Source organism: Streptomyces sp. NPDC051555, from assembly GCF_044454405.1.
In the GTDB taxonomy this organism is placed as follows: Bacteria; Actinomycetota; Actinomycetes; order Streptomycetales; family Streptomycetaceae; genus Streptomyces.
Genome location: NZ_JBITDP010000001.1, coordinates 476,203 through 503,115 on the forward strand (window position 1 = coordinate 476,203; position 26,913 = coordinate 503,115).

Genomic DNA, 26,913 nt, shown 5'->3' on the forward strand with positions numbered 1-26,913 from the left:
GCGGCGGCCTCGTGTCGTGCCGCGCACACCGCGCGGCACGGCACCGGCCCGTACCGGTCAGCGGGCGTGTCCGGTCATGGTGCGGTCCAGCCAGTCGTAGATCCGGGCGAAGGCCAGCCGCTGGGCGCCGGCCTGGCAGTGAGCGTCGGCGCCCTCCTCCGCGGTGAAGGACAGGAAGGTCTTCTCGCAGGTCAGGTGCTCGTACAGCGCTTCCGGCTGCCCCTTGAAGAAGCCGTCGTCCTCGCCGCAGCACACTAGGACCGGACAGCTGATCCGCTCGGCGATGCCGTCCCGCAGGTGGTAGTCGAGGTAGGCGGCGCAGAACGCGCGCGGTGAATCGACGCCCATCGTGAACATGCCTTGTTCCATGGCCCACTTGGCGATGGGGGAAGCGGCCATGGCGGCCTCCAGCGCCGCGTCGATCTCGGGCGCGTACGGGGCCCGTAGGCGTTCCTCGGCCTCCTTGCGGGGCAGGGGAATGGATGCGGTGCTGATGTCGCCGAGGTCGTAGACGCCGTCGAGGGCGACGACCGCCGCGATCCGCTGGTCGAAGGCGGCGGCGCGGGGCGCGAGGTAGCCGCCCATGCTGACGCCGAGCACGCCGACGCGCTCCGGATCCACCCCGGGGAGCGCCAGGACGTGGTCGAGGACCGGCGTGACGACGTTCTCCCAGTCCGGCCTGAAGTGGAGCCCCTGGCGGTGCAGGGTGCCGGGCTGACCGGGCCCGTCGAAGGTGACGACGGCGTAGCCGCGCTCCACGGCGGCCGCCGCGCCGAAGAAGTGCATCTCCTCGGCGGTCCCGTCGAAGCCGTTGAACATCACGAGGGTGGGCAGCGCCGCGTCCCCGGCGCCCGCGGGGCGGTAGAGGTACCCCGGGAGGGTGGTGCCCTCGTAGGGGATCTCGATCGGTTCGACGGAGGGGGTGAACAGCGCGGCGGCCTGCCGGAAGCAGCGCACGGAGGCGTCGTAAGCGTGCCGGATGCGCGGATCGGCGCTGTTTCCGTGCAGGAAGAACTCGGCGGAGCGGTAGTAGTTCGAGGCGCGCAGGAACCCGTCGCGCGCACTGACCGGGTGGCGGCCCGCCAGGGAAGCGGCGGCCTCGGCGTCGACCCGCTCGGCGGTGGCGAGCCAGTTGTCGTGCCAGCTGTCGTAGTCGCCCGGGGTGATGCGCTGCGCGGTCACCACGACCTCGCCGAAGTCGGCGCCGCCGTAGGTGATGTGGCCGAGCATCCGCAGGGTCTCGAACCAGAACGAGGGGTGCTCGGGGAAGAAGAGCGGCTTCATGGAGGCTCCTAACGCAGTGGATTCCTGCTTTTAGGAAACCGTACGCCCGAGCACCCCGCAAACGCAATCAGGAGCTGCGTTAAGATGTTCCTCGTGAACGAGCAGCCCGACGCGCCGACCCGCCCCGCCCCCGAGCCCGCGTCCCCGGACCGGCCCGCCGCGCGCCGCCCGGGCGGGCGCAGCGCCCGGGTCCGCGCCGCCGTCCACCAGGCCGTCACCGACCTCATCGCCGAGCGCGGATACGGCACCTTCGGGGTGGCCGAGGTCGCCGCCCGGGCCGGCGTGGCCGACAGCAGCGTCTACCGCCGCTGGGGATCCCTCGAAGCCCTGCTGATGGACGTGGTCGTCAGCCGGCTGACCGAGCGCTCGCCCGTGCCCCACACCGACAGCCTCGCCGACGACCTGCGCGCCTTCGCGGCAAAGGCCGCCGAGGACGTCTCGGGGCCGGACGGTCTGGCACTCCTGCGGACCGTGGTCACCGTGCTGGCCACCGGCCCGTCCGGCGAGGCCGCCCGCGACCGTTTCCTCGGCGCCCGCGCCGAACAGCTCCAGGCCATGCTCGACCGGGCCCGGGCCCGCGGCGAGGAGCCCCCCGAGGTCCTGGACGTGCTCGACGTCGTCCTCGCGCCGATCTACCTGCGGATGCTGTTCGGCGTCGGACCCCTGACACCGCAGTACGTCGACACCCTCGTCGACCGGCTGCTCGCGGCGCGCCGACCGCCGTCGTAATTCGCTGGCGCGCCGTCGCCCGAGCCGCATACGGTGACGCCGCGACCGCGCCCCGATGCGCCCGGCTGCGGCTACTTCCTTCTGACAACCAAGTGACGCCGCCGCCCCTTTGATCTCGGGAGCGCGGCCGCCTGCCGCTCGCTCCGGATCCTGGGGGATTCACTGCCTCGTCACACCCCGCACGTCTCCAAGGTCTGGTCCGGGATGCTCGCGGCCCCACACGTCTCGATCGCCGCCCGCACCCCGTCCGACCCGGGGATCCACCACCGGCCCCGCCACGCCGACGAGGGCGGCCCGGTCGCCGCCCGCGAGCCCCGGGAGGAACTCTTCCTGCTGGCCGTCGGCAACTTCGTGGCCCAACGCACCTTCTACGAGGGCGGCCAGGAGCGCGACGAACGCTACCTCCAGCTCGTGGGCGAACTCGCCGTCGAGGATCCGGTGTGGACGGCGGGCCTGCTGCGCTGGCTCCGCGGCGAGGGCGCCATGCGTACGGCGTCGCTGGTGGGCGCCGCCGCGTACGTCCGGGCCCGGCTGGCGGCCGGGCCGTCCACGTCCGGGCCCGCGGACCCCTCCCACCGGTCCGTGATCGACTCGGTGCTCCAGCGCGCCGACGAGCCCGGCGAACTGCTCGCCCACTGGATCGCCGCCTACGGGCGCAACGTTCCCCAGCCCGTGAAGCGCGGCCTCGCCGACGCCGTCCGCAGGCTGTACACCTCCCGCTCGCTGCTCACATACGACACCGCCTCCCACGCCTTCCGCTTCGGCGACGTGCTGAACCTCGTGCACGCGTCCCCGGACCCCGAGAAGCCCTGGCAGGGCGCGCTGTTCCGGCACGCCCTGGACCGCCGCCACCACCCGGAGGGCGCGCTGCCACCGGCCTCGGACCGGATGCTGGGCGCGCACCGGGCGCTGATGACGGTGCCGGTCGACGAGCGGCGCGCCGCGGTGACCGGGCCCGGCGGCGCCGAGCGGCTGGCCGCGGCGGGCCTGACCTGGGAGGCCCTGGCGGGCTGGCTCCAGGGGCCGATGGACGCCGCCGTCTGGGAGGCCGTGATCCCCTCCATGGCGCCGATGGCGCTGCTGCGGAACCTGCGGAACTTCGACGAGGCCGGTGTCTCGGACGAGGTCGCCGCCCGGGTCGCCGCACGGATCTCGGACGCCGCCGAGGTCGCCCGGTCCCGACAGTTCCCCCTGCGCTACCTCGCCGCCCACCGGCACGCCCCGTCGGCGCGCTGGGCGGACCCGCTGGAACGGGCACTGGGCCACGCGCTGGCCAACGTGCCCTCGCTGCCCGGCCGGACGCTCGTCATGGTCGACCGGTCCGGCTCCATGTACTACGACACCGTCTCCGAGCGGTCCCGGCTGACCAGGGCGGACGCGGCGGCCGTTTTCGGCGCCGCGCTCGCGATGCGCGCCGAGCAGGCGGACCTGGTCGAGTTCGGCTGGTCCAGCGCGGCCGTCCCCTTCCGGGCGGGGGAGCGGGTGCTGGAGGTGCTGGAGCGCTTCCACCACCTCGGCGGCACCGAGACCACGGCGGCGGTGCGCACCCACTACCAGGGCCACGACCGCGTCCTGATCGTCACCGACGAACAGGAAGCGCGCCCCCGCCCCGGCGCGCCGGAGTACCCGGTCCCGCCCTCGATCCCGGTCCACACCTGGAACCTCGCCGGGTACCGACCCGCCCACGGTCCGACGGGGCCCCACCGACACACCTACGGCGGCCTCACGGACGCCGGGTTCCGCATGATCGGCCTCGTCGAGGCCGGCCAACGGGCCGTGTGGCCGTGGGCCACGCGAGAGGCGTAGCCCGTCAGTCCCCGGGAAGGTCCTCGGGATCCTCCTCGGGGTGCTCCTCGGGGACGACGCGCCCGTCCTCGTCCAGCGCGAGGTGGATGCGGGTGGGCTCCTGGCTGTTGGAGTCGGAGGGCCGCGGGCCCTCCGGCCCGTCGGGCCCCCACCGCAGCAGGCGCCGCGTACGGGCGATCTGGTAGGCGGTGCCCTGGAACTCCAACCGGTTCACGCGGCCGGCCCGCAGGGCGTCGGCGGCCCCCGCGTACTCGGCCAGCTCCGGCTCCGGCGCACCCGCGGCGACGGCGTCGGCGACCCGGGTCCGCGCGTCCGCGTTCATGTCGGCGTCGACGGGGATGAGCCCCCGCATCCGGGGCCACGCCCACGTCAGGGTGAAGTCCATCGACTTGCGGGCTTCGTGCGCGCTGACGTGCGGGCCGCTGACCGGCTCCCAGTTACGGGCTCCCGTCTGCTCCACGACGGTGAAGGTCGGCGGCAGCAGCAGCACGTCCGGGTGGCTGTCCAGGGCCCGCCGCGAGTCGGCGAGCACGTCCTCGGGGTAGCGCGCCCCGCTGTAGCGCAGGCCGCGCAGGGCCAGCTGTTCGAGCGCCCGGGTCGGCGGGACGGGCTCGTCCGGGTCCAGCAGCAGGGCGTCGTCGATGTCCGGCCCCCTGGCACCACGGGTCCAGTCGGGCACCAGGGGCTCCGGATCGGTCGGGCGCGGCAGTTCGATCCCGTCCGGCCCCGAGCCCGCGTACTCCTCGGCGCGGACGACCCGGTACCGGGTCCCGCCCGCCTCCAGATCGTCGACCCGCTCGCTCTCCAACCGGGCCACCGCGGCGAGCAGTTCGCGCCGCTCGGCCCTGTCCTTCGCCTCGTCCTTCGCGCGGAACCAGAGCTTCGAGTTCAGGCTGTCGCGCGCCAGCTGGGGGCAGGGGTTGATGACCGCGATGACCACCCGCCACCGCGCCCCGTCCTCGGGACCCTGCGCCGCGACCCCGAACAGGGGACCGCGCACGACGACCTCGCCGGCCCTGGCCACGGCGTCGACCGCATCGGCCTCCACCGCGGCCTCCACCGGCTCCACGGGAACCCGCACCACGATCGGCCGCGCCCCGCCCCGTCCCGCATCCCCATGCTCCATGTCCCCATCCTGACGACCGGACCCCCGCCCCGCTGCCGATTCGAGGAACCCTCCCCCTCCCGGGTCCCGGGACAGCCGGTTCCGGCCAGGGCGCCGTGCCGCCCGTGCCGCCCGGCCCGGACGGCGCCGCCGAGCGGCTCCCGCACGGCCGCGGCCTGCGGGTTCAAGCCAACTGCCCGGCAACCCGCCCGACATGGTCTGGGATGCTGATGTCCGATCCGGCCGTGCTGGGGGGACGGGTCCGCCCCCTCGACGGGGCCGGTCCGAAGCCGCGCCCCCGTCGCCACGGGAGGGAGCCCGGGAGGGAGCACAGGAGGGAGCGGGACATGACGGTGCTCACGAGCGCGGGCCCAGGCCTTCGCGCGGCCGGTCGGGGAATCGAGGTGACCCGGGTCGGCGTGGCCGGCCGGTGGCGGGTGACCCGGCCCTGGCCGGCCCACCTGCGCCCGATCGTGCACAGCTACGCGGGCTACTGGGAGGGGTCGGTCTCGCCCTTCCGGGTCAGGCTGGTCCCCACGGGCCGGGCCGTCGTCGTGATCAGCCTGGGGGAGCCCTTCGCCCGGGTCGGCCGACCAGGGCACGCGAGCCCGTACCACCAGGTGACCGGCTCGCTGGTCGCCGGCCTGGAGAACGGCCCCCGGGTGTGCGACCACCCCGGCGGCCAGGAGGCGATCCGACTGGAGCTGACCCCCCTGGGCGCGTACCGGCTGTTCGCACGGCCGATGAGCGAGCTGACCGACCGGGTGGTCGAGCTGGGCGACGTCCTGGGACCCGAGGCCGCGGTACTGGTGGAGCGGCTGGCGGCCACCGGCGACTGGGCGGCCCGGTTCGACCTGCTGGACCTGGCGCTGACGGCCCGGCTCGCCCGCGGCCCGCTGCCCGCTCCCGAGGTGAGCCACGCCTGGCACCTGCTGTCCCGCGCGGGCGGCGCGATCCCGGTGGCCCGGATCGCGGCCGAAGTGGGCTGGAGCCAGGGCTACCTCACCCGCCGGTTCACCGAGCAGGTGGGCCTGACGCCCAAGACGTCCGGCCGGGTGCTGCGCTTCCACCGGGCCGTGCGACTGCTCACCCACGAGCGCGCCCATCCCGCCGAAGTCAGCGCCGCCTGTGGCTTCTACGACCAGGCCCACCTCAACCGCGAGTTCCGCGTCCTGGGCGGGACCACCCCAGGTCAGCTGGCCGCCGCGCGGGTGACCGAGGGGGCCGTCGCGCTGTGAGGGGGCAAGATCGGAAAGAGGCGGCCCAGGTCGGATTCGTCCAAGCCAGGCCGCCCGTGGCTCAGTAGCGTCCCCTGTGTGGCCGATGGGCGCCCCCGCGGGGCGCCCGGGATCCTCTACCGGCCGTCGCCGGAGCGGACCGACGGCCACCTGAACCGGTTCCGAAGGGGAGTACTCGATGGAAGACCTGCTGCGCATCCTCGTGTCCGGCGCGCTCACCGGCGGCTTGATCGCCCTGGTGGGGAGCCTCAGCCGACGCAACCGCAGTCGTCGCGAGAACGGAGACCAGAACGGCCGGTGACGGAAGTCCCCTCCCGTGGGACGTGTGGCCCTGGATCACCGGGGTGATCCGGGCTATGTTGGGGGCATGTCTACGTTGTCCCGTCTGTGCTGGTGGCGTCCCTTGTAGGGACGGCCACAGACTGGACACATCCAAGGGCCGTCCATGGGACGGCCCTTTTCGCATGCGCGGTGCGTGGTGTGCGGAGCCGGCCGGGTCCCTGGGGAGCGCCCGAACCGAGCGGCAGGAGCAGACCATGGCAGAGACGACGACGCGGCCGGACCGTCACGAGGAGATCCGCGAGATCCGCCGCGACCCCGGCGCGTACCGGGTGTTGACGGGCGACCGGCCGACGGGCCGGTTGCACCTGGGGCACTACTTCGGGACGCTCAAAGGACGGGTGGAGCTCCAGGACCTCGGGGTGGAGACCTACGTGATCGTCGCCGACTACCAGGTCCTCACCGACCGGGACGTCGCCGAGCGGCTCCAGGAGCACGTGGAGGACCTGGTCCTGGACTACCTCGCGGCGGGGATCGACCCACGGCGCTCCACGATCTTCGCCCACAGCGCGGTCCCGGCCCTCAACCAGCTGATGCTGCCCTTCCTCTCGCTGGTCTCCGTCGCCGAACTGGGCCGCAACCCCACCGTGAAGGACGAGATCGCGCATTCGAGGCAGGCCGCGGTCAGCGGGTTGATGTTCACCTACCCCGTGCACCAGGCCGCCGACATCCTCTTCTGCAAGGCCAACCTGGTACCGGTCGGCCGCGACCAGCTCCCGCACCTGGAGCTCACCCGGACCGTGGCCCGCCGCTTCAACGACCGCTACGCCACCGTCTTCCCCGAACCGGCGGCCCTGCTGTCGGCCGCGCCGGTCCTGCTGGGAACCGACGGCGCCAAGATGAGCAAGTCCCGCGGCAACGCCATCGCCCTGTCCGCCACCGCGGACGAGACCGCCCGACTGATCAAGGGCGCCAAGACGGACGCGGAACGCCACATCACCTACGATCCCGACGCCCGGCCGGAGGTTTCCAGCCTCCTGCTCCTCGCCGCCCTCTGCCAGGACCGCGCCCCGGAGCAGGTCGCGCGGGAGATCGGCGCCGGAGGGTCGGCGGCGTTGAAGCGGACCGTCACCGAGGCCGTCAACGACCACCTCGCACCGATGCGGGCCCGTCGCGCCGAACTGTCCCGCGATCGCGCACACGTACGGGCCGTGCTCCGGGAGGGCAACGAACGGGCCCGGGAGCAGGCCGACGCCACCCTCGCGGAGGTCCGAAATGCCATGAAAATGGCGTACTGACGGTCTCCATCGCCCCCGCGCCCGGCCGAATCCATCTGGTCGGTGTCCAGATACCGTCAACGGCCCGGGCAAACCCCTATCGCACAAGATCACTGCATCGAGGTAAATCCGACCGGCTCCGCCGAAGCGGACGGCGGCAGGCCGTTACGGTTCTGAACGGTTCTGGACCCATTGCCGGATATCCATTCCTTTACCTCGCTAAGGAAGCCTCGCTGATGACCGTTGACACCGGCCCCGAAGCCCAGTTGGAGCCGCCCCGGCAGTCCAGCCTGGGCACGGCGGCTGCGCGTAACCTCGCCACGACCACCAAGTCGGCCCCGCAGATGCAGGAGATCACCTCCCGCTGGCTGCTGCGGATGCTCCCCTGGGTGGAGACCAAGGGCGGCACGTACCGGGTGAACCGGCGGCTGAGCTACACCGTCGGCGACGGGCGCATCGAGTTCGTCCAGGACGGCGGCAACGTCCGGGTCATCCCCCGCGAGCTGGGCGAACTGGCCCTGCTGCGGGGCTTCGACGACGTGGACGTGCTGACCGCGATCGCCGACCGGTGCGTGCAGCGCGACTTCCGCGCGGGCGAGGTGCTGGCCGAGCGCGGCGCTCCCGCGGAGCGGGTCCACCTGATCGCCCACGGCCGGGTCGGTCAGACCTCCGTGGGCCAGTACGGGGACGTGGTGGCCGTCGCGGTACTGGCCGACGGCGAGCAGTTCGGCGAGGACGCCCTGCTCGACGCGGACGCCGTGTGGGACTGCACCGCCACCGCCGAGACGGCGGGCACCCTGCTCACCCTCTCCCGCGCCGACTTCGCCGCCGTACTGTCGCTGGCGCCGGCCCTGCAGGCGCACGTACGGCATTTCAGCGCGCTTCCCCTGCAGCGGCAGAACAAGCACGGCGAGGCCGAGATCGCGATGTCGGCCGGCCACACCGGCGAGGCCGAACTGCCCGGCACCTTCGTCGACTACGAGCCCCATCCGCGCGAGTACGAACTGTCCCTCGCGCAGACGGTGCTGCGGGTGCACAGCAGGGTCGCCGACCTCTACAACGAGCCGATGAACCAGACCAAGGAGCAACTCCGGCTCACCATCGAGGCGTTGCGGGAGCGCCAGGAGTACGAGCTGCTCAACAACCGGGAGTTCGGCCTGCTCCACAACGCGGCCTTCAAGCAGCGGATCCAGACCCACTCCGGTCCTCCCACCCCGGACGACCTCGACGACCTGCTCTGTCGCCGCCGCGGCTCCAAGTTCTTCCTCGCCCACCCGCGGACGATCGCCGCCATCGGGCGGGAGTGGAACGCGCGCGGGCTCTACCCGGACCACGTCGACCTCGGCGGTCAGCAGGTCCCGGCCTGGCGCGGGGTGCCGATCCTGCCCTGCGGCAAGATCCCGATCACCAAGGAGAACACCAGCTCGATCCTCTGCATGCGCACCGGCGAGGACAATCAGGGCGTCATCGGCCTGCACCAGACGGGCCTGCCGGAGGAGTACGAGCCGGGTCTGTCGGTGCGCTTCATGGGCATCGACGAGCGGTCGATCATCTCCTACCTGGTCACCACCTACTTCTCCGCCGCCATCCTGGTCCCCGACGCCCTCGGCGTCCTGGAGAACGTGCAGATCGCGCGCCGGCGCGACTAGGCGCGACAGAAACACCCGTCCGACGTCCCCCGAGGGTCACGGCTGCCCGGGATCCCCGAGCTGCCCCGGACCCCCGCGGGCCGGACCGGCATGCCCGGATCCCGGGCAGCCCCTCCACGTCACCCAAGGAGTTACGGATGCCCGAGCCCGGGCTCTCCCCCCTGCAGTCGAGCCTGCCCGGTGCGGCGGCACGCTTCGGCGCCCACGTCCTGGCAGCCGCCCTGGCGTCCGCGCAGGATCCCACCACCGACGCGCCCGTCGCCGCGCCCGCCGTCCCGACTCCCACGCAACCCTCCCTCCCGGGTCCGCCGTCCGTCCCCGGCCTGTCCGCGGGGACCCTACCCGTGGACGTAGGGGACGTACCGGCGCCGGCGCCCGCGGCGGTGCCCGTCCCGGTGGACCCGTCCCCGGACCTGGTCCCGGACGTGCGGCCGGACCCGACCCCGGAGGTCTCCGCCGCCGGGTCGGTGGCCGGAGTCGAGGCCGCCCTGGAGCGGCTCCTGCGCGGCCCGAGCGGCCTGGGCACGGCGGGCCTGTACCTGACACCGACGCCGGAGGCCGCAACGCACCCGGACCCGGTCGCCGGCACGCCGATCCCCGGCCTCTACCACCACCCCGTGCCGGAGCCCGATCCGGCACGCGTGGCAGAGGTCAGCCGTCGGATCAAGGCGTGGGCGCTGGACGAGGTCGATCTCTACCCGGACGAATGGGAGGACCAGTTCGACGGCTTCTCCGTCGGGCGCTACATGGTCGCCTGCCACCCGGACGCCCCCACCGTCGAACACCTGATGGTCGCCACGCGGCTGATGGTCGCCGAGAACGCGGTCGACGACGTCTACTGCGAGGACCACGGCGGCTCGCCCATCGGCCTCGGTGGACGGCTCCTGCTGGCCCACACCGCACTCGATCCCCTCCACACGACGAAGGAGTACCAGCCGCAGTGGGCGGACTCCCTCTCGGCGGACGCGCCGCGGCGCGCCTACCGCTCCGCCATGCAGTACCTCCTGGGGCAGTGCACGCCGTCCCAGGCCGACCGGTTCCGGCACGACATGGCCCGGCTGCACATGGGCTACCTCGCCGAGGCGGCCTGGGCCCAGACGGAGCACGTGCCGGAGGTGTGGGAGTACCTGGCGATGCGTCAGTTCAACAACTTCCGCCCCTGCCCGACCATCACGGACACCGTCGGCGGCTACGAACTGCCCGCGGACCTCCACGCGCAGCCCGCCATGCAGCGGGTCATCGCACTCGCCGGGAACGCCACCACCATCGTCAACGACCTGTACTCGTACACCAAGGAACTCGCCAGTCCCGGGCGGCACTTGAACCTGCCCGTGGTGATCGCCGACCGCGAGGGCGCCTCCGAGCGGGACGCGTACCTCAAGGCGGTCGAGGTGCACAACGACCTCATGCGCGACTTCGAATCCGAAGCCGCCGCCCTGGCCGCCGGCTGCCCCGCGCCGAGCGTGCTGCGCTTCCTGCGCGGCGTGGCCGCGTGGGTCGACGGCAACCACTACTGGCACCAGACCAACACCTACCGCTACAGCCTGCCCGATTTCTGGTAAGGACGGAACTCTTCATGACCGGTACCGATTTCACCACCGCCACGACCGCGACCTCCGTCAGCGGCTCCGTGTTCATCCCGTCTCCGGCGACCGCCTACCAGGGGGACATCGCCCGTTACTGGGACCACGAGGCCAGGCCCGTGAACCTGCGCCTCGGTGACGTCGACGGCCTGTACCACCACCACTACGGCATCGGCGACGTCGACCGCGCCGCCCTGGGGGACACGGGTGACAGCGCATACGAGAAGCGGCTGATCGCCGAGCTGCACCGGCTGGAGTCGGCGCAGGCCGAGGTCCTGTTGGACAACCTCGGCGCCATCGGCTCCGAGGACACCCTCGTGGACGCCGGCTGCGGCCGCGGCGGCTCGATGGTCATGGCGCATCAACGTTTCGGCTGCAAGGTCGAGGGCGTCACCCTGTCGGCGAAGCAGGCCGAGTTCGGCAACCAGCGCGCCGCCGAACTCGGCATCCAGGACCACGTCCGCGCCCGGGTCTGCAACATGCTCCGCACCCCCTTCGAGACCGGCAGCGCCGCGGCCTCGTGGAACAACGAGTCGAGCATGTACGTCGACCTGGACGACCTCTTCGCCGAGCACTCCCGCGTGCTGCGGGTGGGCGGCCGGTACGTGACGATCACCGGCTGCTGGAACCCGCGCTACGGCCAGCCCTCGAAGTGGGTCTCCCAGATCAACGCCCACTTCGAGTGCAACATCCACTCCCGCCGGGAGTACCTCAAGGCGATGGCCGACAACCGCCTCGTCCCCCAGGCCGTGATCGACCTGACGCCCGAGACCCTGCCGTACTGGGAGCTGAGGGCCACCTCCTCGCTGGTCACCGGCATCGAGGAGGCCTTCATCAACTCCTACCGGGACGGTTCCTTCCAGTACGTCCTGATCGCGGCCGACCGCATCTGAGCGACCCGCGTCCGCCCGACGGCGCCCGACCGGCCGGGCCGCGGCTAGGCCGGGTGGGCGAGGCGGCCGAGCAGCGTGAGGGTGTCGTCGAGCGGGACCGGGCCGAAGAAGCCCGCGTCCACCTCCTCGACGGCGGCGATCGCGCGCGGCGCCAGCTCGGCGCCGAGGTCGGTCACGTGCAGTCGCTTGGCGCGGCTGTCGGCCGGATCGACCTCGCGGGCGACCAGATCCTTCTGTTCCAGGGTCCGCAACACCTGCGAGGTCATCTTCACGTCGGTGCCCGCCTGCCGGGCGAGTGCCTGCTGATTGGGGCGCTCGCCCTGGCCGTTCATCCACCAGGTGCAGGCGAGCAGCACGAACTGGACGTGCGTCAGGCCCAGCGGAGCCAGGGCCGCCGCGATGCCGCGCTGCCAGCGCAGCGTGGCGTGCCAGAGCAGGAAGCCGGGGCTCTCGCCGGGCTGCACCGCCCTCAGCCCCGGGCGGCCAGCGCGGTGAGCGCGGCCATCGTCTCGGGCCAGTCGGCCGTGATGCCGGGGCCGATCTGCGGGCCGACCTCGTCGGCGCCCGTACCGGTGATCTCCATCCGGTAGACGATACGGGTCCGGCCCTCGGGGAGCGGAGCGAGGGTGTGGGCCGTGCGCAGGACGAGCCCGCCCACGCGTGCCTCGTCGGTGAAGGACTCGCCGGAGACCAGGTCGGTGACCCGCAGTTCCACGGGGCAGTCCCCGGGCGGGGTCATGGTGATCCCGGCCCCGACCGCGAAGGGACCCTCGAAGTCGATGCGCTCTATCTCGCCGTTCCAGGTCCCCCAGTTCGGTACGTCGGCCCAGAGCGCCCAGATCGCCTCGGCGGGGGCGTCGGTGTCCAGGCTGTGCTCGTAGTCCCACATGGGTGTCTCCTCGGACGTCGTCGTGCCGTGTTTTTTATCTGTGCACAGACTATCTGCGCGCAGACTATCTGTCGAGAGGGCCGAGCCGTGGCGTGGCCGAACGGCCGATGCGCAGGGGCTCGACGCTCCGGCATCCTCGACGGATCACCCCGTCCCGCCCCCGCCCCGTGAAGGAGGCGCCGTGCTGCACGCCCTCTACCTGCTCGGCATTTCCTCTTTTGCGGCCTCCGGCGTGCTGGCCGCGCACCGCGCCAACATGGACCCCTTCGGCGGCTTCGTACTCGCCTTCGCCGCCAGCATCTCGGGCGGCACCCTACGGGACCTGATCCTCGACCGGCACCCCCTCTACTGGACCCACGACTGGGTGCTCCTCGTCCTCATCGCGTCGGTCGCCGCGGCCACCATGCTCTACCTGCGCCGATGGGAACTGCCCCAGCGGACGCTGATGGTGGTCGATGCCGTCGGCCTCGCCGTGGTCACCGTCATCGGGGCGCGCGCCGCCATCGACGCCCACGTCACCCCCGTCGCCGTCCTCATCCTCGCCGTCCTGACCGGGGTCACCGGCGAGGTCGTCCGGGACGTGCTGTGCGGCGAGTTCCCGCCGCTGCTGCTGCGCGAGGAGGTCTACGCGACGGCGGCGCTCGCCGGAGCCGGCTGCTACCTGCTCCTGCACTGGACCGGAGCCTCGGCCACCGTGGCGATCGTGGTCTCGGCGGGCCTGGTCTTCGCCCTGCGCATGGCGGCGGTCTTCGGCGACCTCCACCTGCCCCGCCTCCAGCGCGTCGGCAGCTGATCCGGGCGGCCGTTCCGGCGGGCCGCTCCCCGCGGCGGTGACCTCGCCCGCCGCGCGGCGTTAGACCCCGTGACGCAGCCACCGATCGAGGGAGAACGCATGCACGCGGCCACCGGCCCCACCGCTCCGCCGACGCGGCGCGCGGCCCTGCGCACGGTCTTCACGGCCGCGGTGGTCGCCGCCACCGCGGCCGCACTGGCGCCCGTACTGCGCGCCCGGCGCCCGGTGCAGACGGTGACCCCCGCCCCGCTCGCGGAGGAGACGTACCGGGGCCGGCACATCGCGATCGGCCGGACCGCGATCCGGATCGACGGGCGCCCGCTGCATGTCATGCGGCGCGCGGACGGCAGCTACCTCAGCGGGGTCAACCACTTCGAGTCCTTCGCGACGCCCATCGAGCTGGCCCGGGCGGCCGTCGACGAGCTGGGCACCGCCCAACTGGCGCTCGCGGCCGGCGCCCCGCACCACGGCTGAGACCCGGCGCGGCCGGACCGGACGGCCGTACCCGACGCCGACCACGGGAAAGGGGAGGACACCGGCGTGTACACCCGGCAGAACCAGAAGAACCTCACCAGCGCGCAGAAGAAGCGGTTCACGGCCGCCGTGCTGGAGCTCAAGCGCAACGGAACCTACGACGCGTTCGTGCGCACCCACGACAAGTACTTCGTGCCGGACCGGGACCGCAAACTGCGGGTCGGCCACATGTCACCGTCGTTCTTCCCGTGGCACCGGCGCTACCTGCTGGAGTTCGAGAAGCAACTGCGGGAGGTGGATTCCGGGGTCTCCATCCCGTACTGGGACTGGACCGCCGACAGCAGTCCCGTCTCCTCCCTCTGGGCCGAGGACTTCCTCGGCGGCACCGGCCGGGACGGCGACCACCAGGTGATGACCGGCCCCTTCGCCCACGCGGGCGGCAACTGGACGGTCACCGTCGGCGTCACCGAGTCCCGCTTCCTCACCCGCAACCTCGGCCGACCGCAGAACCCCATCACGCTGCCCACCGCCGCCGAACTGCGGACGGCGCTCGACGACCCGGTCTACGACACGGACCCCTGGGACTCCACGGCGCGGGCGGGCGGCTTCCGCAACAAGCTGGAGGGCTGGGCCGCGCCCAAGAGCGAGCGCTGGCGCAACCACAACAAGGTCCACCAGTGGGTCGGCGGGCACATGACGGGCGGCACGGCCCCCAACGACCCGGTGTTCTGGCTGCACCACGCCTTCGTCGACCTGGTCTGGGACCGCTGGCAGCAGCGCCACCCCGACTCCGGCTACCTGCCCGCGACCCCGCCGCCGGAGTACGACCTCCAGCACGGCCGGGTGATCGCCCTGGACGAGCCGATGCCGCCGTGGGGCATCCCGCCGCGCGAGATGTTGGGCCACGTCGGCCTCTACCGCTACGAGGTCTGACCCGCCGCTACGCGTCCCGACACGAAGGAGGGCCCCCGCCGGTCGGCGGGGGCCCTCCTCACGAAACGGCCGTCATGCGGTGGCCGGTGATCAGCCGCCGTAGCCGCCCTCGGTGTGGTGGCCGCCGCCCGACGCGTTGACGCAGGTGGAGCCGAAGGCCGGGTTCAGCAGGGCGATCACGTTGACGGTGTTGCCGCAGACGTTGATCGGAACGTGGACCGGAACCTGGAGCAGGTTGCCCGAGAGGACACCGGGGGAGCCGACCGCCGCACCGTGCGCTCCGGCATCGGCCGCGGCCAGACCGGCGCCGGCGGCCAGGGCGCTACCGGCCGCAGCGGTGACGACGAGTGCCTTCGCGATACGCGACATCAAGATCTCCTACTGAGAAATGGGGTGCCGCAGAATCTGCGGCGTTTGACATGGCGTACAACGCAGCGACCGCCCGGGAGTCACGGCCCGTGCCCCCACCTGGTGGGGTCGGAACTACCCGGACAGCCGTACGGACGCGAAGTAGGCGCTCACGGGGGCGCTCGTCCGGGGCAGGACGTAGGCCACGGGCTGCCCCTTGCAGCCCTCGTCCCGGTACAGCGCGGCCTTCAGCCCCGTCTGGTTGACCACGCCCCGCGAACTGCCGCCCTCCGCCGGGTAGCAGCCCGGGCGCGCCGGGACCGCGTGGGGCTTGTCGTCCTGGCCGATGTACTGGAAGTCCGCGCCGGCGGCCTGCGCCGTGCCCGCGGCTCCCGCCGCGGCGGCGGCGGCTCCGGCCAGCAGCAGCACTGGCCCGATGGCCGCCCGGATGGTGTGGTGGATGCGCATGGAGGTCTCGCCCCTCGGGGAACGTCTGGAAACGGCCGGTGCGGCTGCACCGCACGGGGTCCAACCCGCCCGGACCCGCCTCGGGTCACGCCTTGTCACCCGTAGGTGGCTGTGCGACGGTGCGCCCAGGAGCGGACACAGGAGGACGAGATGAGCGCAGCAGGAGCCCGCCCCAGGGCCACGACCAGGCACGGAGTGGTCGAAGGACGGGCCGAGGGTCGCGTCTTCGCCTTCAAGGGCGTCCCCTTCGCGGCCGCGCCCGTCGGCGCCCTGCGGTTCGCCGCGCCCGCGCCCCCGGACGCGTGGGACGGCGTACGCGACGCGGGTGCCTACGGGCCGACCGCGCCCAAGGTCCCCTACCCGCAGCGGTTCGCCGCGCTGCTCGCGGATCCGGACGTCCCCGGCGACGACTGCCTGAACCTCAACGTCTGGACGCCCGGGGCGGGTCCCGGCGACCGGCTGCCCGTCATGGTGTGGTTCCACGGCGGCGCCCTGACCCGCGGTTCCGCCGCCGTGCCCGTCTACGACGGCTCCGCCTTCGCCCGCGACGGCGTGGTCCTGGTCTCGGCCAACTACCGCCTCGGCGTCCTCGGCTACGGGCTCTTCCCCGATGCCCCCGCCAACCGGGGGCTGCTGGACCAGATCGCCGCCCTGGAATGGGTGCGGGACAACATCGCGGCCTTCGGCGGGGACCCGGACCGGGTGACCGTCTTCGGCGAATCGGCGGGGGCGATCAGCGTCGGGGCCCTGCTCGCCGCGCCCCGGGCCGAGGGGCTCTTCGCCCGGGCGGTGCTGCAGAGCGGCGCCCCCGAGGTCTACCCCCGCGACCGGGTCCGCCCGATGGTCCGCCGGATGGCCTCCCTGCTCAAGGTGCCCGCCACCGCCGCGGCCTTCACCGCGGTGGAGCCGGACGCCCTGCTCGCCGCCCAGGCGGCCGTACTGCGCCGTTCCGGACCGCTGCTGGGCGGGCCCGCCTTCCTCCTGGTCACAGACCCCGACTCGCTGCCCGAGGCCCCGCTCGACGTCGTCGCGGACGGCCGGGCGGCGCGGAAGATACCCCTGCTGGTGGGCTGGACCGCGCAGGAGCACCGCCTGTGGCTGGCCCCCAGCGGGGCGATGCGGCTCTTCGACCAGCTGGGTCCGCTGGCGGTGGCGCTGGCCCGGCACCGCAGCGGCAAGGACCGGCTCGCGGTGCGGGAGCTGCGGGAGGACCTGCCCGGGGTGAGTCCGGCCGACCTGGTGGGCCGGCTGCTCACCGACCAGCTGCTGCGCGATCCGCTGCGGCGCCTCGCCGGGGCCCGCCGGGAGGCGCCCAGCTACCTGTACGAGTTCGCCTGGCCGTCCGGCCTGCCGGGGCTCGGCGCCTGCCACGCGCTGGAGCTGGGCTTCGTCTTCGACACCCTCGCCGTGCCCGAGAGCACGTGGTTGGCCGGCCCGGACGCGCCGCAGGCCCTGGCCGACGAGATGCACGCGGCCTGGGTGCGCTTCGCGGTCACCGGCAGCCCGGGTTGGGAGCCCTGGGACGGCAACGGCCCGCCGAAGACGTTCGGCGGGCCGGAGCGCGAGGGCGCGGGCGAGGGCGCGGAAGGGGACGCGGGAGAGGTGCGGCGGGAGGCCGCTACTCCACTGGTCCTTCCATGACCTTGCTGATGAACTGGATCGGACCCTCGCCCATGTTCGGCACGTAGGTCTTGGCGTTGTGCTGGCCGCCCGGGATGACGCGCAGGCTCGTGTGGATCGGACCCTTGGTGTAGGTCGCGATGAACTTCTGCACGTCCGGCAAGGTCTTCTTGTTGCTCTCGTTGTCACCCACCTGGAAGGCCAGGTAGACGTCCGGGCCCTTCTTGTTGATGAGTTCCTTGGCGAGGAGTTCGGGGTTGTTCGCGGCCTTCTCCTGCTCGTGCCCCTTCCAGAGCAGCGAGTCCGGAACGATGTCCGGGCCGGAGGCGATCACGGCCTTGAACTTCTCCGGGTACTTCAGCACGGCCTTGAGGCCCGCGAAGCCTCCGGTGGAGGAGCCCATGAAGGCCCAGCCGTCGCGCGACTTGATGGTGCGGAAGTTCTCCCGCATCAGGTCCGGGACGTCGTCGGTGAGCCAGGTGCCCATCTTGGGCTGACCCGGAATGTCGGATCCGTCCCAGTAGGTACCGTTGTCGTCGGGTGCCGGGTTCAGCACGGGCATGGCGAGGATGAAGGGCTTGCCCTTGCCCTCCTCGTACCACTTGCTGACGCTCTTCTGGAGGCCGAGGTCGGTGCCCATCCAGTAGTTGTTGGGGAATCCGGCGCCGCCCGGCAGGGCGATCATCACGGGGAAGCCGCTCTTGGCGAACTTCGGGTCGTTGTACTCCTTCGGAGCCCAGACCCAGACCTTGCCCTTGAAGCCGGACTTCTTGCCCGTGATGGTGGTGACGGCCACGTGCGTGCCGTCCGGCAGGGTCATCGAGTTCGCGAAGTCGGCCTTGGGGCCCGTGGGCATCTGGGCCTTGGAGTTGGCCGCCTGCGGCGCGTCGCCGCCCTTGCCGGCGCCCGGGTTGTCCCCGAAGGACACCGCGCTGCCCTTGTCCGTGAACGGCGGTATCTCGAAGTACGTCATCGCGGCCGCCGCGATGCCCGCGAGCGCGAGCACCGTGCCACCGGCGATCACCCAGCGCTTGACCCGCGACGGACGGCGCTCGGGCTCGGCCTCCGGCGCCACGTGCCCGCAGGTCGGGCACAGTTCGCCGGGCGCCACGCCCTGGTGGCGGTCCTGGCGCGGAGCCTGCTGCTGGCCCTGGTACGGGCCCTGCTGCTGGCTCTGGCCGTACTGGTCCTGGCGCGGGTACTGCTGGCGCGGCAGCGGCTGGGTGTGCTGTGCCTGCTGGTAGGGCCCGTCGGGTCGCTGGCCCTCGGGCGGGTACGGCTGGTACGGCTGGTACTGCCCGTCGGGCGAATACGACATGTGCGGAGCTCTCCGGCTGTTATGGGCCCCGCACGTGGCGGGAATGGTCCTCTTCCGTTCGAAGGATGAACGACAGAGCCCTCAGGTTCCTAATTTTTCACATTCTTGATCTCACCTAGGGCACTTCCTTACCCGGCCCCCAGCGTGCAGCGCGCGTTCTTTTTCCGTTGGCCCACGATCTCTGGCCCCTGCACATGCCCGTCGGTATGGTGCGTCCGCGCCGCCCCCAGAACCCCCTCAGCCGGAGGTACATCCCGTGTTCGGCCTGCCCCTGTCACGGCCCCGCCGCACCACCGCCCTCGCGTCCGCGATCGGCCTCACCGCTGCCTTCGCCGCCCTGTGGACCTCGCTCGGCGCGGCCCAGCCCGCGCACGCGGCCTCGCTGCCCGCCCCCGACCACGTCGTCGTCGTGGTGTTCGAGAACCACGCCTACAACCAGGTCATCGGCAGCTCCAGCGCCCCCTACATCAACTCGCTCAAGACGGGCGGTGCCAACCTCACCCAGTCGTTCGGCGTCACCCACCCGAGCCAGCCCAACTACATGCAGCTCTTCTCGGGCTCCCACCAGGGCGTCACCGACGACAGCTGCTACACCCCCGGCTTCAGCTCCGCGCCCAACCTGGCCTCCGAGCTGATCGCCGCGGGCAAGACCTGGGGCAGCTACAACGAGACCCTGCCCAGCCAGGGCTCCACCACCTGTAGCAGCGGCAAGTACGCCCGCAAGCACAACCCCTGGTTCGCCTTCTCCAACGTGCCGACGAACACGGCCAAGACGATGGCCCAGTTCCCGACCGACTTCACCACCCTGCCCAAGGTCTCCTTCGTCGTCCCGAACCTGTGCAGCGACATGCACGACTGCTCGGTCGGCACCGGTGACACCTGGCTCAAGACCAACCTCAAGGCCTACGCGGACTGGGCCAAGACCCACAACAGCCTCCTCGTCGTCACCTTCGACGAGGACAACCGGCTCGCCGGCAACAAGATCCCGACGGTGCTCTACGGCCAGCCCGTGACCCCCGGTTCCTCCTCCACCACCACGTACAACCACTACGACGTGCTGCGCACCCTGGAGGGCCTGGCGGGCCTGACCACCCACGCGGGGAACGCCGCCTCCGCCCATGACATCACGGGGATCTGGGCGAGCTGACGATGTACGTTGCGGACAGCCGCGGTACCCCCGCGCCCGCCGTGACCACCGAACCGGCCGTCGCCCCGGGCATCCGCCCGGGGCGGCGCGCCGCGCTCGCCCCCACGGTCCTCGCCCTCGGCACGGTCAGCCTGATCACCGACGTCTCCTCCGAGATGGTCACGGCCGTCCTGCCGCTCTACCTCGTCGCCGGACTCGGTCTCTCCCCGCTCGGGTTCGGCCTGCTCGACGGCCTCTACAACGGGGTCAGCGCCCTCGTCCGGCTCACCGGCGGCCACCTCGGCGACCGCTGGGGCCGCCACAAACTGCTCGCCGGACTCGGCTACGGCCTCTCCGCGCTCTGCAAGCCGCTGCTGCTGCTCGCGCACACCCTCCCCGCCATCGGCGCGGTGCTCGCGCTCGACCGCACCGGCAAGGGCCTGCGCACCGCCCCGCGCGACGCGCTGATCTCGCTGGCCAGCACCCCCGAGGACCGCGGCCGGTCCTTCGGCGCGCACCGGGCCATGGACACCGCGGGCGCGCTGATCGGACCGGTCCTCGCCTTCATGATCCTGCGCGGCGCGGCAGACGGCTACGACGCCGTCTTCACCGTCAGCTCCTGCGTGGCCGCCCTCGGCGTCCTCGTCCTGGTGCTGTTCGTGCCGCGACGCACCTCGGCCGGGCCCGACGCCGCCGCGGACGCCGCCCCGGCGAACCGGGCGGGCGAGGGGCCCCGGCTGCGCGCCTCCCTGTACCTGCTGCGCCGCCCCGCGCTGCGCCGGATCAGCCTCTGCGCGCTGCTGCTGGGCCTGTGCACGGTCAGCGACGCCTTCGTCTTCCTCCTGCTCCAGCGCACCACCGGCCTCGCCGACCGCTGGTTCGCGCTGCTTCCGCTGGGCACCGCGGCCGCGTTCTTCCTGCTCGCCCTGCCCCTGGGCCGGTTCGCCGACCGGATCGGCCGCCGCCGCGTCTTCCTCGGCGGCCACCTGGCCCTGCTCCTGGCCTACGGACTCCTGCTGACCGGGGCCGAACAGCCCGCCCTGCCCTACGCCGTCCTGCTGCTGCACGGCGCGTTCTACGCCGCCACCGACGGCGTGCTGATGGCCGCGGCCGCCGACACCGTCCCCGAGGAGCACCGCGGCGCGGGCCTTGCCCTCGTCCAGACCGGCCAGGCACTGGCCCGTTTCGTCTGCTCCCTCGCCTTCGGCGCGGCCTGGACCGCCTGGGGCGCCCGGCCCGCGCTGATCGCCGCGGCCGTCCTGCTCGCCGCCGCCACCGCCGTCTGCGCCCGCCTGCGCCCCGACGACGCCGAACCCGCCGCCGCCACGGCCACCCGCTGACGCGTCCCCACCCGAAAGGCCCCCCACCCATGACCCTCCAGCGCCGGATCCTGATCCTGCTCACCGCCGTGCTCGTCCTCGCGGGAGTGGGAATCGTCGCCGTCGTGCGGGCCTCCTCCCGCGCGCAGGAGAAGAACCAGGAACAGGCGGGCGGGCCGCGGATCACCCCGGGGCCGCTCTCGCTGACGCCGGACGGCGGGCGGCGGATCGTCTTCCGCAACATGGCCTGGGGGCCGCACCGCGACGAGCTGGCCAGCGTGCCCGCCGACCGGCCGGAGGGCGAGCGCACCGCCTCCGGCGTCTCCTGCCTGCGCTTCTACGCCGCCGCGGGCACCGGGGTCTGCCTGCGCTCCGTCAAGGGCGGGGTCCAGGACAGCTACCGGGCGGTGGTGCTCGACGCCCACCTCAAGGAGGTCTCCAGCCACCCGCTGGCCGGGATACCGACCCGCGCCCGGGTCTCGCCCGGGGGGCACCTGGTGGCCTGGACCGTCTTCGTCGGCGGGGACTCGTACGCCGGGACCGACTTCTCCACCCGGACCTCGCTGCTGGACACCCGCACCGGGAGGTACGACGCCTCCCTGGAGGACTTCGCCGTCAGCAAGGACGGACACCCCTACCGGGCGGCCGACGTGAACTTCTGGGGCGTGACCTTCGCGGCCGACGAGCGGACCTTCTACGCGACCCTCGCCACCGGCGGCAAGACCTACCTGGTCCACGGCGACCTCGCCGAGCGCACCCTCACCACGGTCCGCGAGAACGTGGAGTGCCCCTCGCTGTCGCCCGACGGCACCCGGATCGTCTTCAAGAAGCGCGTGCCCGGAGCCCCCGCCGACGCGCCCTGGCGGCTCTACGCCCTCGACCTCGCCTCCGGGGTCGAGACCCCGCTCGCCGAGGCCCGCAGCGTCGACGACCAGGCCGTGTGGACCGACGACCACACGGTGGCCTACTCCCTGCCCGGAGACTTCGGCTCCGACCTGTACTCCGTACCCGCCGACGGCAGCGGCGCGCCCGTCCGGTTCATGCCCTCGGCCCTCGCCCCGGCCTTCCTCGGCTGAGCACAGCCGGGAGGCCGGGGCGAGGGCCGGGGCGGGGAGCCCCGTGCCGGTCTACGCCGGGATCAAGGATCCGGCGGGCCGCCGGGACCGGCGCGGCCGCCGGCCCGAGATCCGCTGCTCGATGACGGAGCGCACGGCCGGCCACTCCTCGTCGAGCACCGAGTAGAAGGCGGTACTGCGCACGGCTCCGTCCAGCCCCCGCGAGTGGGCCCGGCGGACCCCTTCACAGGTCAGCCCGAGCCGCTCCATGGCCGCGCGGGAGCGGGCGTTGCGGGCATCGGCGCGCAGTGAGATCCGGCGGACCCCCCAGGTCTCGAAGGCATGGCGGAGCATGAGCAGCTTCGCCTCGGTGTTGATGCCGGTTCCCTGGGCACCCGGCGAGAGCCAGGTGTTCCCGATCTCCGCGGCATCGGGGATCGATGTGGCCGGGTCGCCGTACGGGACTCCCGGCACGGCGGGCCACACCAGGGGCCCCTGCCAGTAGTCGAGTTCCAGGAACCGGGTCGATCCGACCACCCGTCCGTCGGTGGCCCTGACCACCGCGAAGGGGAGCGATCGACCCGCTGCCTGATCGGCGAGGGCACGGTCGATGTACTCGTGGGACGCCTGCAGCCCGTGGGGTACGGGGGTGAAGGCGTAAGTCGTACGATCCTCGGCCCCGGCCAGGGCCAGGGCCTCGGTGTGGTGGGGGGCGAGGGGCTCGAGCCGCACGGTGCGGCCGGCGAGGAGTACGGGTACGGGCACGGAGCCTTCGGTCCTTCTAGGCGGTGGGGTGGTGGCACAGTCTGCGCTCCTGACGTCACCCCCCGCGCAAAACGCGAGTGAAAGGCAACGGGCTGTCAGGTGAACGCGAGTGGCTCAATGTAGCTCCTAGAAGTCCCCATATGAACCCCCCTTTTGGCAACGGCGCGACACTGTTTTCCGCCAGCTCGGGAAGAGGCCCCGAAGGGCCCGGTCCACGGCTCGGAAGGGGCCCGTTCCAGCCCAAACCGGCGAAGCTGTTGGTGTGGGCAAGCGGCCCACCGGGCCTACGGTCACCCGCACCCTCCGCGCAGGCCGAAAGCCTGTTCAAATGGTCGGATGAGGATACGGATCCTGCCGCCGCCGGGCGCGCCGCGCCGCCTGGCCGCCGCCCAGCTGAGCAATTCCGTCGGTGACGGTGCCTACTACGTGTGTTCGGCGCTCTACTTCACCCGAGTGGTCGGTCTGTCGCCCGCCCAGATCGGCCTCGGTCTCACCGTCGCCTGGGCCATCGGGTCCGTGGCCGGGGTGCCCATCGGCGCCCTCGCCGACCGGCGGGGCCCCCGGGGCACCTCGGTCCTGCTCGCCCTGGCGACCGCCGCCGCGGTCGCCTCGTTCCTGCTGATCTCCTCGTTCTGGCCGTTCCTGCTGGCCGCCTGCGTGTACGCCACCGCCCAGTGCGGGCTCGCCGCGGCCCGGCAAGCCCTGCTCGCCGGCCTGGTGACCCCGGGGGAGCGGACCGCGGTGCTGGCCCACCTCCAGTCGATGCTGAACGGCGGGCTGGCCCTGGGCGCGGCCATCGGCGGGCTCGCGCTCAGCGCGGACACCGCGCAGGCGTACCAGCTGGTCTTCGTGCTGGACGCGGCGAGCTTCCTGGTCTGCGCCGGGGTGCTGCTGCGGCTGCCGGCGGTGGCCCCGCTGCCCGGGCGGGGCGTTGGTGAGCCGCGCCTGGCGGTGCTCCGCGACCGCCCGTACGCCCTGGTCACGCTGCTGAACGCGATCCTGCTGCTGCGGATGCCGCTGCTGAGCCTGGCCATCCCGCTGTGGATCGTGGAGCGCACGCACGCTCCGGGCTGGCTGGTGTCGGCGCTGTTCGTGCTGAACACGGTGGCCGTGATGCTCTTCCAGGTCCGGATGGCCCGCCCGGTGGACGATCTGGGCAGCGCGCGGGCCGCGGTGCGCAACTCGGGCCTGGTGATGGCTGCCTCCTGCGTGGCCTTCGCGCTCTCGGCGCTGCCCTCCGGTGCCTGGCCGGCCGCCGCCCTGCTCGTCCTCGGCGCCGTGCTCCAGGTGCACGCGGAGATGCGCCAGTCCGCCGGGTCCTGGCAGATCAGCTTCTCGCTGGCGCCGCCCGAGCGGATCGGGCAGTACCAGGGCTTCTTCGGTACGGGGGTGCCGGTGGCGCGCACCCTGGGGCCGCTGCTGCTGACCTCGCTGCTGCTGTTGTGGGGGATCCCGGGCTGGCTGCTGTTGGCCGCCGTGCTGCTGGCGGCCTCCTGGGCGATGGGTCCGGCCGTGCGCTGGGCCGAGGCCGGGGCCGGGCGGGCCGACGCGGGCGCGCGGGCCGTCGTACCGGCGGGCTGAGGCCCCGCTCGCCCACCCGCTCGCTCACCCGGCCGCCGTCCCGCTCGCCCGCGGTCGCGGGTCGGGCCTTTGGTCGCCGGGGCGGGGGACCGATGCCGGCCACGAGCCCCGTGCGCGCGTGTCAGTCTGTCTGGAGGGTCGTGCGCAGCCGGTAGCGGTCCCCGCTGTACTCCACCGTGGACAGCAGCATCGGCCGGTTCTCCCGCGCGTACACCGTCTGGTCGAGGACGAGTACGGGCGCGCCCTCGGCGATGCCCAGGTGGCCGGCGAGCTCCGCGTCCGCCGTGCGCGCCTCGATGGTCGCCTCCGCCCGCTCGGGCTCGACGCCCCAGCGGCGCAGCTCCTCGAAGAGGGAGGCGCCGCGGAAATCGGTGCGGGTCAGGTCCGGTGCGAGGTCGGCGACCAGCAGGGTGCGGTCGAGGGCGATCCGTACGTCGTTGAGCAGCCGGACCCGCTCCAGGCGCATCAGCGGGGTGCCCGCGGGCACGTCGAGCCGGTCCGCGTCGTCGAGCGAGGCGGTGACGGTGTCGTGGCGCAGCACCAGTGAACTCGGACGCATGTGCTTGCGGCGGGCGGTGGCGGTGAAGGACTCCAGGTCCTTGGGCCACTCGCGGGCGGGCGTGGGCGGCTGCTGGGCGGCCACGAACCAGCCGCGTCCGTGCGAGGAGGTGACCAGGTCCTGTTCCACCAGGTGGTGCAGGGCGCGGCGCAGGGTGACCCGTGAGATGTCCAGCCGGGTGCACAGTTCGCGCTCGGGCGGCAGCTTGCTGCCCGCGGTCAGCCCGCGGCGGGCGATCTCCTCGCGGATGCGGTCCGCGGCCCGGGACCACAGCGGGTCGGCTCCGTGGGCGGCGCCGGGAGCGGTCGCAGCCGTCGTGACGTCGTCATGGGTCATGGACAAAACCATACCACTAGCTACCACTTGGTGGCCCCATCTGGCCTGGTGGGGTGGGGGACCTTCGGCCCGACTGGGCCCTTTGTGAAAAGACCAGAGCAGACCACTATTGACCAATTCAAAACCACTGATTACCTTCAGAGTCGTCCCCACCCCCCCGCTCGACGAGGAGTACCGCCATGAGTACGGCCACCGCCCCGGCCGCCACCGGGAAGAAGCCACAGGCCGCAGGCAGGGTCATGCCGGTGATGCAGCGCATCGGCCGCAGCCTGATGCTGCCCGTGGCGACCCTCCCGGCCGCCGCACTGATGACCCGGCTCGGCAAGGAGGACCTGCTCGGCAGCGACGGGCTCCCGGTCCTCGTGCAGAAGCTCGGCATCGTGCTGGCGGCCGGCGGCGACACGGTCCTCGCGAACCTGCCGCTGCTCTTCGCCGTGGGCGTGGCCATCGGCTTCGCGAAGAAGGCCGACGGCTCGACCGGCCTGGCCGCGGTGGTGGGATACCTCGTCTTCAAGGCCGTGCTCGCCAGCCCCGCCTTCCCCAAGGGCGTCGACGGCGAACCGCTCGACGCCAAGGTCATCGGCGGGATCCTGATGGGCCTCGTCGTCGCCTACCTCTACCAGCGCTTCAGCCGCACCAAGCTGCCCGAATGGCTCGGCTTCTTCGGCGGTCGCCGCCTGGTCCCGATCCTCAGCGCCTTCGCGGGCGTCGGGCTCGGAGTGGTCTTCGGCTTCATATGGCCCGCGGTCGGCAGCTGGTTCCACCACTTCGGCGAGTGGCTGGTGGGCACCGGAGCGATGGGGGCCGGCATCTTCGGCGTGGTCGTCCGCGCCCTCATCCCGATCGGGATGCACCACTTCTTCTCGTTCTTCCCCTGGTTCGAGGCGGGCTCCTTCACCAACCCCGACACCGGCGCCGTGGTCCACGGAGACATCGCCCGCTTCCTCGCCGGCGACCCGAGCGCGGGCCAGTTCATGACCGGCGGCTTCGCGATCTACATGTTCGCCCTCCCGGCCGCGGCGCTCGCCATCGCGCACACCGCCCGCCCCGAGAACCGCACCATGATCAAGGGCATGATGATCTCGGTGGCCCTGACCTCCTTCATCACCGGAGTGACCGAGCCGATCGAGTTCAGCTTCATGTTCGTCGCGCCGCTGCTCTACGCGGTCCACGCCGTGCTCTTCGGCGTCTCGATGGCCCTGTGCTACGCCCTCGGCATCCGCGACGGCTTCGGTTTCTCCTCCGGCGCCATCGACTACGTCGTCAACTACGGCATCGCCACCAAGCCGTGGATGATCATCCCGATCGGATTGTGCTTCGCAGCGGTCTACTACGTGCTCTTCCGCTGGGCCATCGTCAAGTTCGACCTGCCCACCCCGGGCCGGGAACGGGATCCGGAAGCGGACGCCGCACCCGCCGGGGAAGTGCCCGGGCGGGCCGCCCCCGCCAAGAACGACGCCTGACCGGCCGAACGACACCACGACGA

The 26,913-nt window shown here is 72.6% G+C and carries 26 protein-coding genes; 17 read left to right on the forward strand and 9 right to left on the reverse strand.

The genetic code is table 11. The features are described from left to right. Window positions 1-57 precede the first annotated feature (57 nt). Window positions 58-1,284: an alpha/beta fold hydrolase gene (locus ACIBEA_RS02005; protein ID WP_399256887.1), complete on the reverse strand. Its 1,227-nt coding sequence runs from the start codon at window positions 1,282-1,284 to the stop codon at window positions 58-60. 93 nt (window positions 1,285-1,377) lie between these two features. Between ACIBEA_RS02005 and ACIBEA_RS02010 the strand changes: the two genes are divergently transcribed. Together ACIBEA_RS02010 and ACIBEA_RS02015 are read left to right on the forward strand one after the other, a co-directional pair. Next, window positions 1,378-2,013 (forward strand): TetR/AcrR family transcriptional regulator, encoded by a 636-nt coding sequence (locus ACIBEA_RS02010; RefSeq protein WP_399256889.1) that lies wholly within the window; start codon window positions 1,378-1,380, stop codon window positions 2,011-2,013. 204 nt (window positions 2,014-2,217) lie between these two features. Continuing rightward, window positions 2,218-3,819 carry a TROVE domain-containing protein gene (locus ACIBEA_RS02015; RefSeq protein WP_399256891.1) on the forward strand — a complete coding sequence of 534 codons (1,602 nt, stop codon included), beginning with the start codon at window positions 2,218-2,220 and terminating at the stop codon, window positions 3,817-3,819. A gap of 4 nt (window positions 3,820-3,823) precedes the next feature. On the opposite strand, the gene ACIBEA_RS02020 is transcribed toward ACIBEA_RS02015, so the two are convergent. Then, on the reverse strand, window positions 3,824-4,945 hold the full coding sequence (locus ACIBEA_RS02020; protein WP_399256893.1) for a DUF5954 family protein: 1,122 nt from the start codon (window positions 4,943-4,945) through the stop codon (window positions 3,824-3,826). Window positions 4,946-5,271: 326 nt separating this feature from the next. Between ACIBEA_RS02020 and ACIBEA_RS02025 the strand changes: the two genes are divergently transcribed. The 6 genes from ACIBEA_RS02025 (at window position 5,272) to ACIBEA_RS02050 (ending at window position 11,843) form a co-directional block, all read left to right on the forward strand. Continuing rightward, entirely contained in the window at window positions 5,272-6,162 is an 891-nt protein-coding gene (locus tag ACIBEA_RS02025) for a helix-turn-helix domain-containing protein (protein WP_399256895.1), read from the forward strand. Between the two features lie 178 nt (window positions 6,163-6,340). Then, window positions 6,341-6,463: a hypothetical protein gene (locus tag ACIBEA_RS02030; RefSeq protein WP_399256897.1), complete on the forward strand. Its 123-nt coding sequence runs from the start codon at window positions 6,341-6,343 to the stop codon at window positions 6,461-6,463. A gap of 235 nt (window positions 6,464-6,698) precedes the next feature. Then, window positions 6,699-7,739 carry a tryptophan--tRNA ligase gene (gene trpS, locus ACIBEA_RS02035; RefSeq protein WP_399256899.1) on the forward strand — a complete coding sequence of 347 codons (1,041 nt, stop codon included), beginning with the start codon at window positions 6,699-6,701 and terminating at the stop codon, window positions 7,737-7,739. Between the two features lie 215 nt (window positions 7,740-7,954). Beyond that, window positions 7,955-9,367: a family 2B encapsulin nanocompartment shell protein gene (locus ACIBEA_RS02040; RefSeq protein ID WP_399256901.1), complete on the forward strand. Its 1,413-nt coding sequence runs from the start codon at window positions 7,955-7,957 to the stop codon at window positions 9,365-9,367. Window positions 9,368-9,504: 137 nt separating this feature from the next. Continuing rightward, window positions 9,505-10,929: a family 2 encapsulin nanocompartment cargo protein terpene cyclase gene (locus tag ACIBEA_RS02045; protein WP_399256903.1), complete on the forward strand. Its 1,425-nt coding sequence runs from the start codon at window positions 9,505-9,507 to the stop codon at window positions 10,927-10,929. Window positions 10,930-10,943: 14 nt separating this feature from the next. Further along, window positions 10,944-11,843: a geranyl diphosphate 2-C-methyltransferase gene (locus tag ACIBEA_RS02050; RefSeq protein ID WP_399256905.1), complete on the forward strand. Its 900-nt coding sequence runs from the start codon at window positions 10,944-10,946 to the stop codon at window positions 11,841-11,843. A 44-nt stretch (window positions 11,844-11,887) separates the two neighbouring features. On the opposite strand, the gene ACIBEA_RS02055 is transcribed toward ACIBEA_RS02050, so the two are convergent. Next, window positions 11,888-12,307 carry a MarR family winged helix-turn-helix transcriptional regulator gene (locus ACIBEA_RS02055; protein ID WP_399256907.1) on the reverse strand — a complete coding sequence of 140 codons (420 nt, stop codon included), beginning with the start codon at window positions 12,305-12,307 and terminating at the stop codon, window positions 11,888-11,890. A gap of 5 nt (window positions 12,308-12,312) precedes the next feature. Continuing rightward, window positions 12,313-12,732 carry an SRPBCC family protein gene (locus tag ACIBEA_RS02060; RefSeq protein ID WP_399256909.1) on the reverse strand — a complete coding sequence of 140 codons (420 nt, stop codon included), beginning with the start codon at window positions 12,730-12,732 and terminating at the stop codon, window positions 12,313-12,315. A 181-nt stretch (window positions 12,733-12,913) separates the two neighbouring features. Between ACIBEA_RS02060 and ACIBEA_RS02065 the strand changes: the two genes are divergently transcribed. The 3 genes from ACIBEA_RS02065 (at window position 12,914) to ACIBEA_RS02075 (ending at window position 14,932) form a co-directional block, all read left to right on the forward strand. Further along, window positions 12,914-13,525: a trimeric intracellular cation channel family protein gene (locus ACIBEA_RS02065; protein WP_399256911.1), complete on the forward strand. Its 612-nt coding sequence runs from the start codon at window positions 12,914-12,916 to the stop codon at window positions 13,523-13,525. Window positions 13,526-13,624: 99 nt separating this feature from the next. Next, window positions 13,625-13,999 (forward strand): tyrosinase family oxidase copper chaperone, encoded by a 375-nt coding sequence (locus ACIBEA_RS02070; protein WP_399256913.1) that lies wholly within the window; start codon window positions 13,625-13,627, stop codon window positions 13,997-13,999. A gap of 66 nt (window positions 14,000-14,065) precedes the next feature. Further along, window positions 14,066-14,932: a tyrosinase family protein gene (locus ACIBEA_RS02075; RefSeq protein WP_399256915.1), complete on the forward strand. Its 867-nt coding sequence runs from the start codon at window positions 14,066-14,068 to the stop codon at window positions 14,930-14,932. A 90-nt stretch (window positions 14,933-15,022) separates the two neighbouring features. Here the strand turns inward: ACIBEA_RS02075 and ACIBEA_RS02080 are convergent, their stop codons facing one another. Both ACIBEA_RS02080 and ACIBEA_RS02085 read right to left on the reverse strand, forming a co-directional pair. Next, window positions 15,023-15,301 carry a chaplin gene (locus ACIBEA_RS02080; protein ID WP_399256918.1) on the reverse strand — a complete coding sequence of 93 codons (279 nt, stop codon included), beginning with the start codon at window positions 15,299-15,301 and terminating at the stop codon, window positions 15,023-15,025. Window positions 15,302-15,415: 114 nt separating this feature from the next. Continuing rightward, a complete protein-coding gene (locus ACIBEA_RS02085; protein ID WP_399256920.1) occupies window positions 15,416-15,748 on the reverse strand; it encodes a hypothetical protein in 333 nt (110 codons plus the stop codon). A 150-nt stretch (window positions 15,749-15,898) separates the two neighbouring features. On the opposite strand from ACIBEA_RS02085, the gene ACIBEA_RS02090 reads away from it, so the two are divergent. Continuing rightward, window positions 15,899-17,389, forward strand: a complete 1,491-nt coding sequence (locus tag ACIBEA_RS02090; protein ID WP_399256922.1) for a carboxylesterase/lipase family protein — start codon at window positions 15,899-15,901, stop codon at window positions 17,387-17,389. Here the strand turns inward: ACIBEA_RS02090 and ACIBEA_RS02095 are convergent. Continuing rightward, the gene (locus tag ACIBEA_RS02095; protein ID WP_399256924.1) at window positions 17,367-18,686 is read right to left on the reverse strand and encodes an alpha/beta hydrolase; all 1,320 of its coding nucleotides are present in this window, start codon (window positions 18,684-18,686) and stop codon (window positions 17,367-17,369) included. The two genes, ACIBEA_RS02090 and ACIBEA_RS02095, sit on opposite strands and share 23 nt — an antisense overlap. A 256-nt stretch (window positions 18,687-18,942) precedes the next feature. Here ACIBEA_RS02095 and ACIBEA_RS02100 point away from each other — a divergent pair, with 256 nt between their 5' ends. The 3 genes from ACIBEA_RS02100 to ACIBEA_RS02110 are packed head-to-tail and all read left to right on the forward strand — an operon-like array spanning window position 18,943 to window position 22,207. Further along, on the forward strand, window positions 18,943-19,833 hold the full coding sequence (locus ACIBEA_RS02100; RefSeq protein WP_399256926.1) for an alkaline phosphatase family protein: 891 nt from the start codon (window positions 18,943-18,945) through the stop codon (window positions 19,831-19,833). A 2-nt stretch (window positions 19,834-19,835) separates the two neighbouring features. Beyond that, window positions 19,836-21,152, forward strand: coding sequence for an MFS transporter (locus ACIBEA_RS02105; protein WP_399256928.1), 1,317 nt, complete (start codon window positions 19,836-19,838; stop codon window positions 21,150-21,152). Window positions 21,153-21,181: 29 nt separating this feature from the next. After that, window positions 21,182-22,207, forward strand: coding sequence for a TolB family protein (locus ACIBEA_RS02110; protein WP_399256930.1), 1,026 nt, complete (start codon window positions 21,182-21,184; stop codon window positions 22,205-22,207). A 51-nt stretch (window positions 22,208-22,258) separates the two neighbouring features. Here the strand turns inward: ACIBEA_RS02110 and ACIBEA_RS02115 are convergent, their stop codons facing one another. Further along, the gene (locus ACIBEA_RS02115; RefSeq protein WP_399256932.1) at window positions 22,259-22,951 is read right to left on the reverse strand and encodes a GNAT family N-acetyltransferase; all 693 of its coding nucleotides are present in this window, start codon (window positions 22,949-22,951) and stop codon (window positions 22,259-22,261) included. A 336-nt stretch (window positions 22,952-23,287) separates the two neighbouring features. Here ACIBEA_RS02115 and ACIBEA_RS02120 point away from each other — a divergent pair, with 336 nt between their 5' ends. Beyond that, window positions 23,288-24,532 carry an MFS transporter gene (locus tag ACIBEA_RS02120; RefSeq protein ID WP_399256934.1) on the forward strand — a complete coding sequence of 415 codons (1,245 nt, stop codon included), beginning with the start codon at window positions 23,288-23,290 and terminating at the stop codon, window positions 24,530-24,532. Window positions 24,533-24,653: 121 nt separating this feature from the next. Here ACIBEA_RS02120 and ACIBEA_RS02125 read toward each other — a convergent pair whose 3' ends face one another. Continuing rightward, window positions 24,654-25,427 (reverse strand): GntR family transcriptional regulator, encoded by a 774-nt coding sequence (locus ACIBEA_RS02125; protein WP_399256936.1) that lies wholly within the window; start codon window positions 25,425-25,427, stop codon window positions 24,654-24,656. Between the two features lie 179 nt (window positions 25,428-25,606). Between ACIBEA_RS02125 and ACIBEA_RS02130 the strand changes: the two genes are divergently transcribed. Next, window positions 25,607-26,890 (forward strand): PTS transporter subunit EIIC, encoded by a 1,284-nt coding sequence (locus ACIBEA_RS02130; protein WP_399256938.1) that lies wholly within the window; start codon window positions 25,607-25,609, stop codon window positions 26,888-26,890. Window positions 26,891-26,913: the final 23 nt, after the last annotated feature.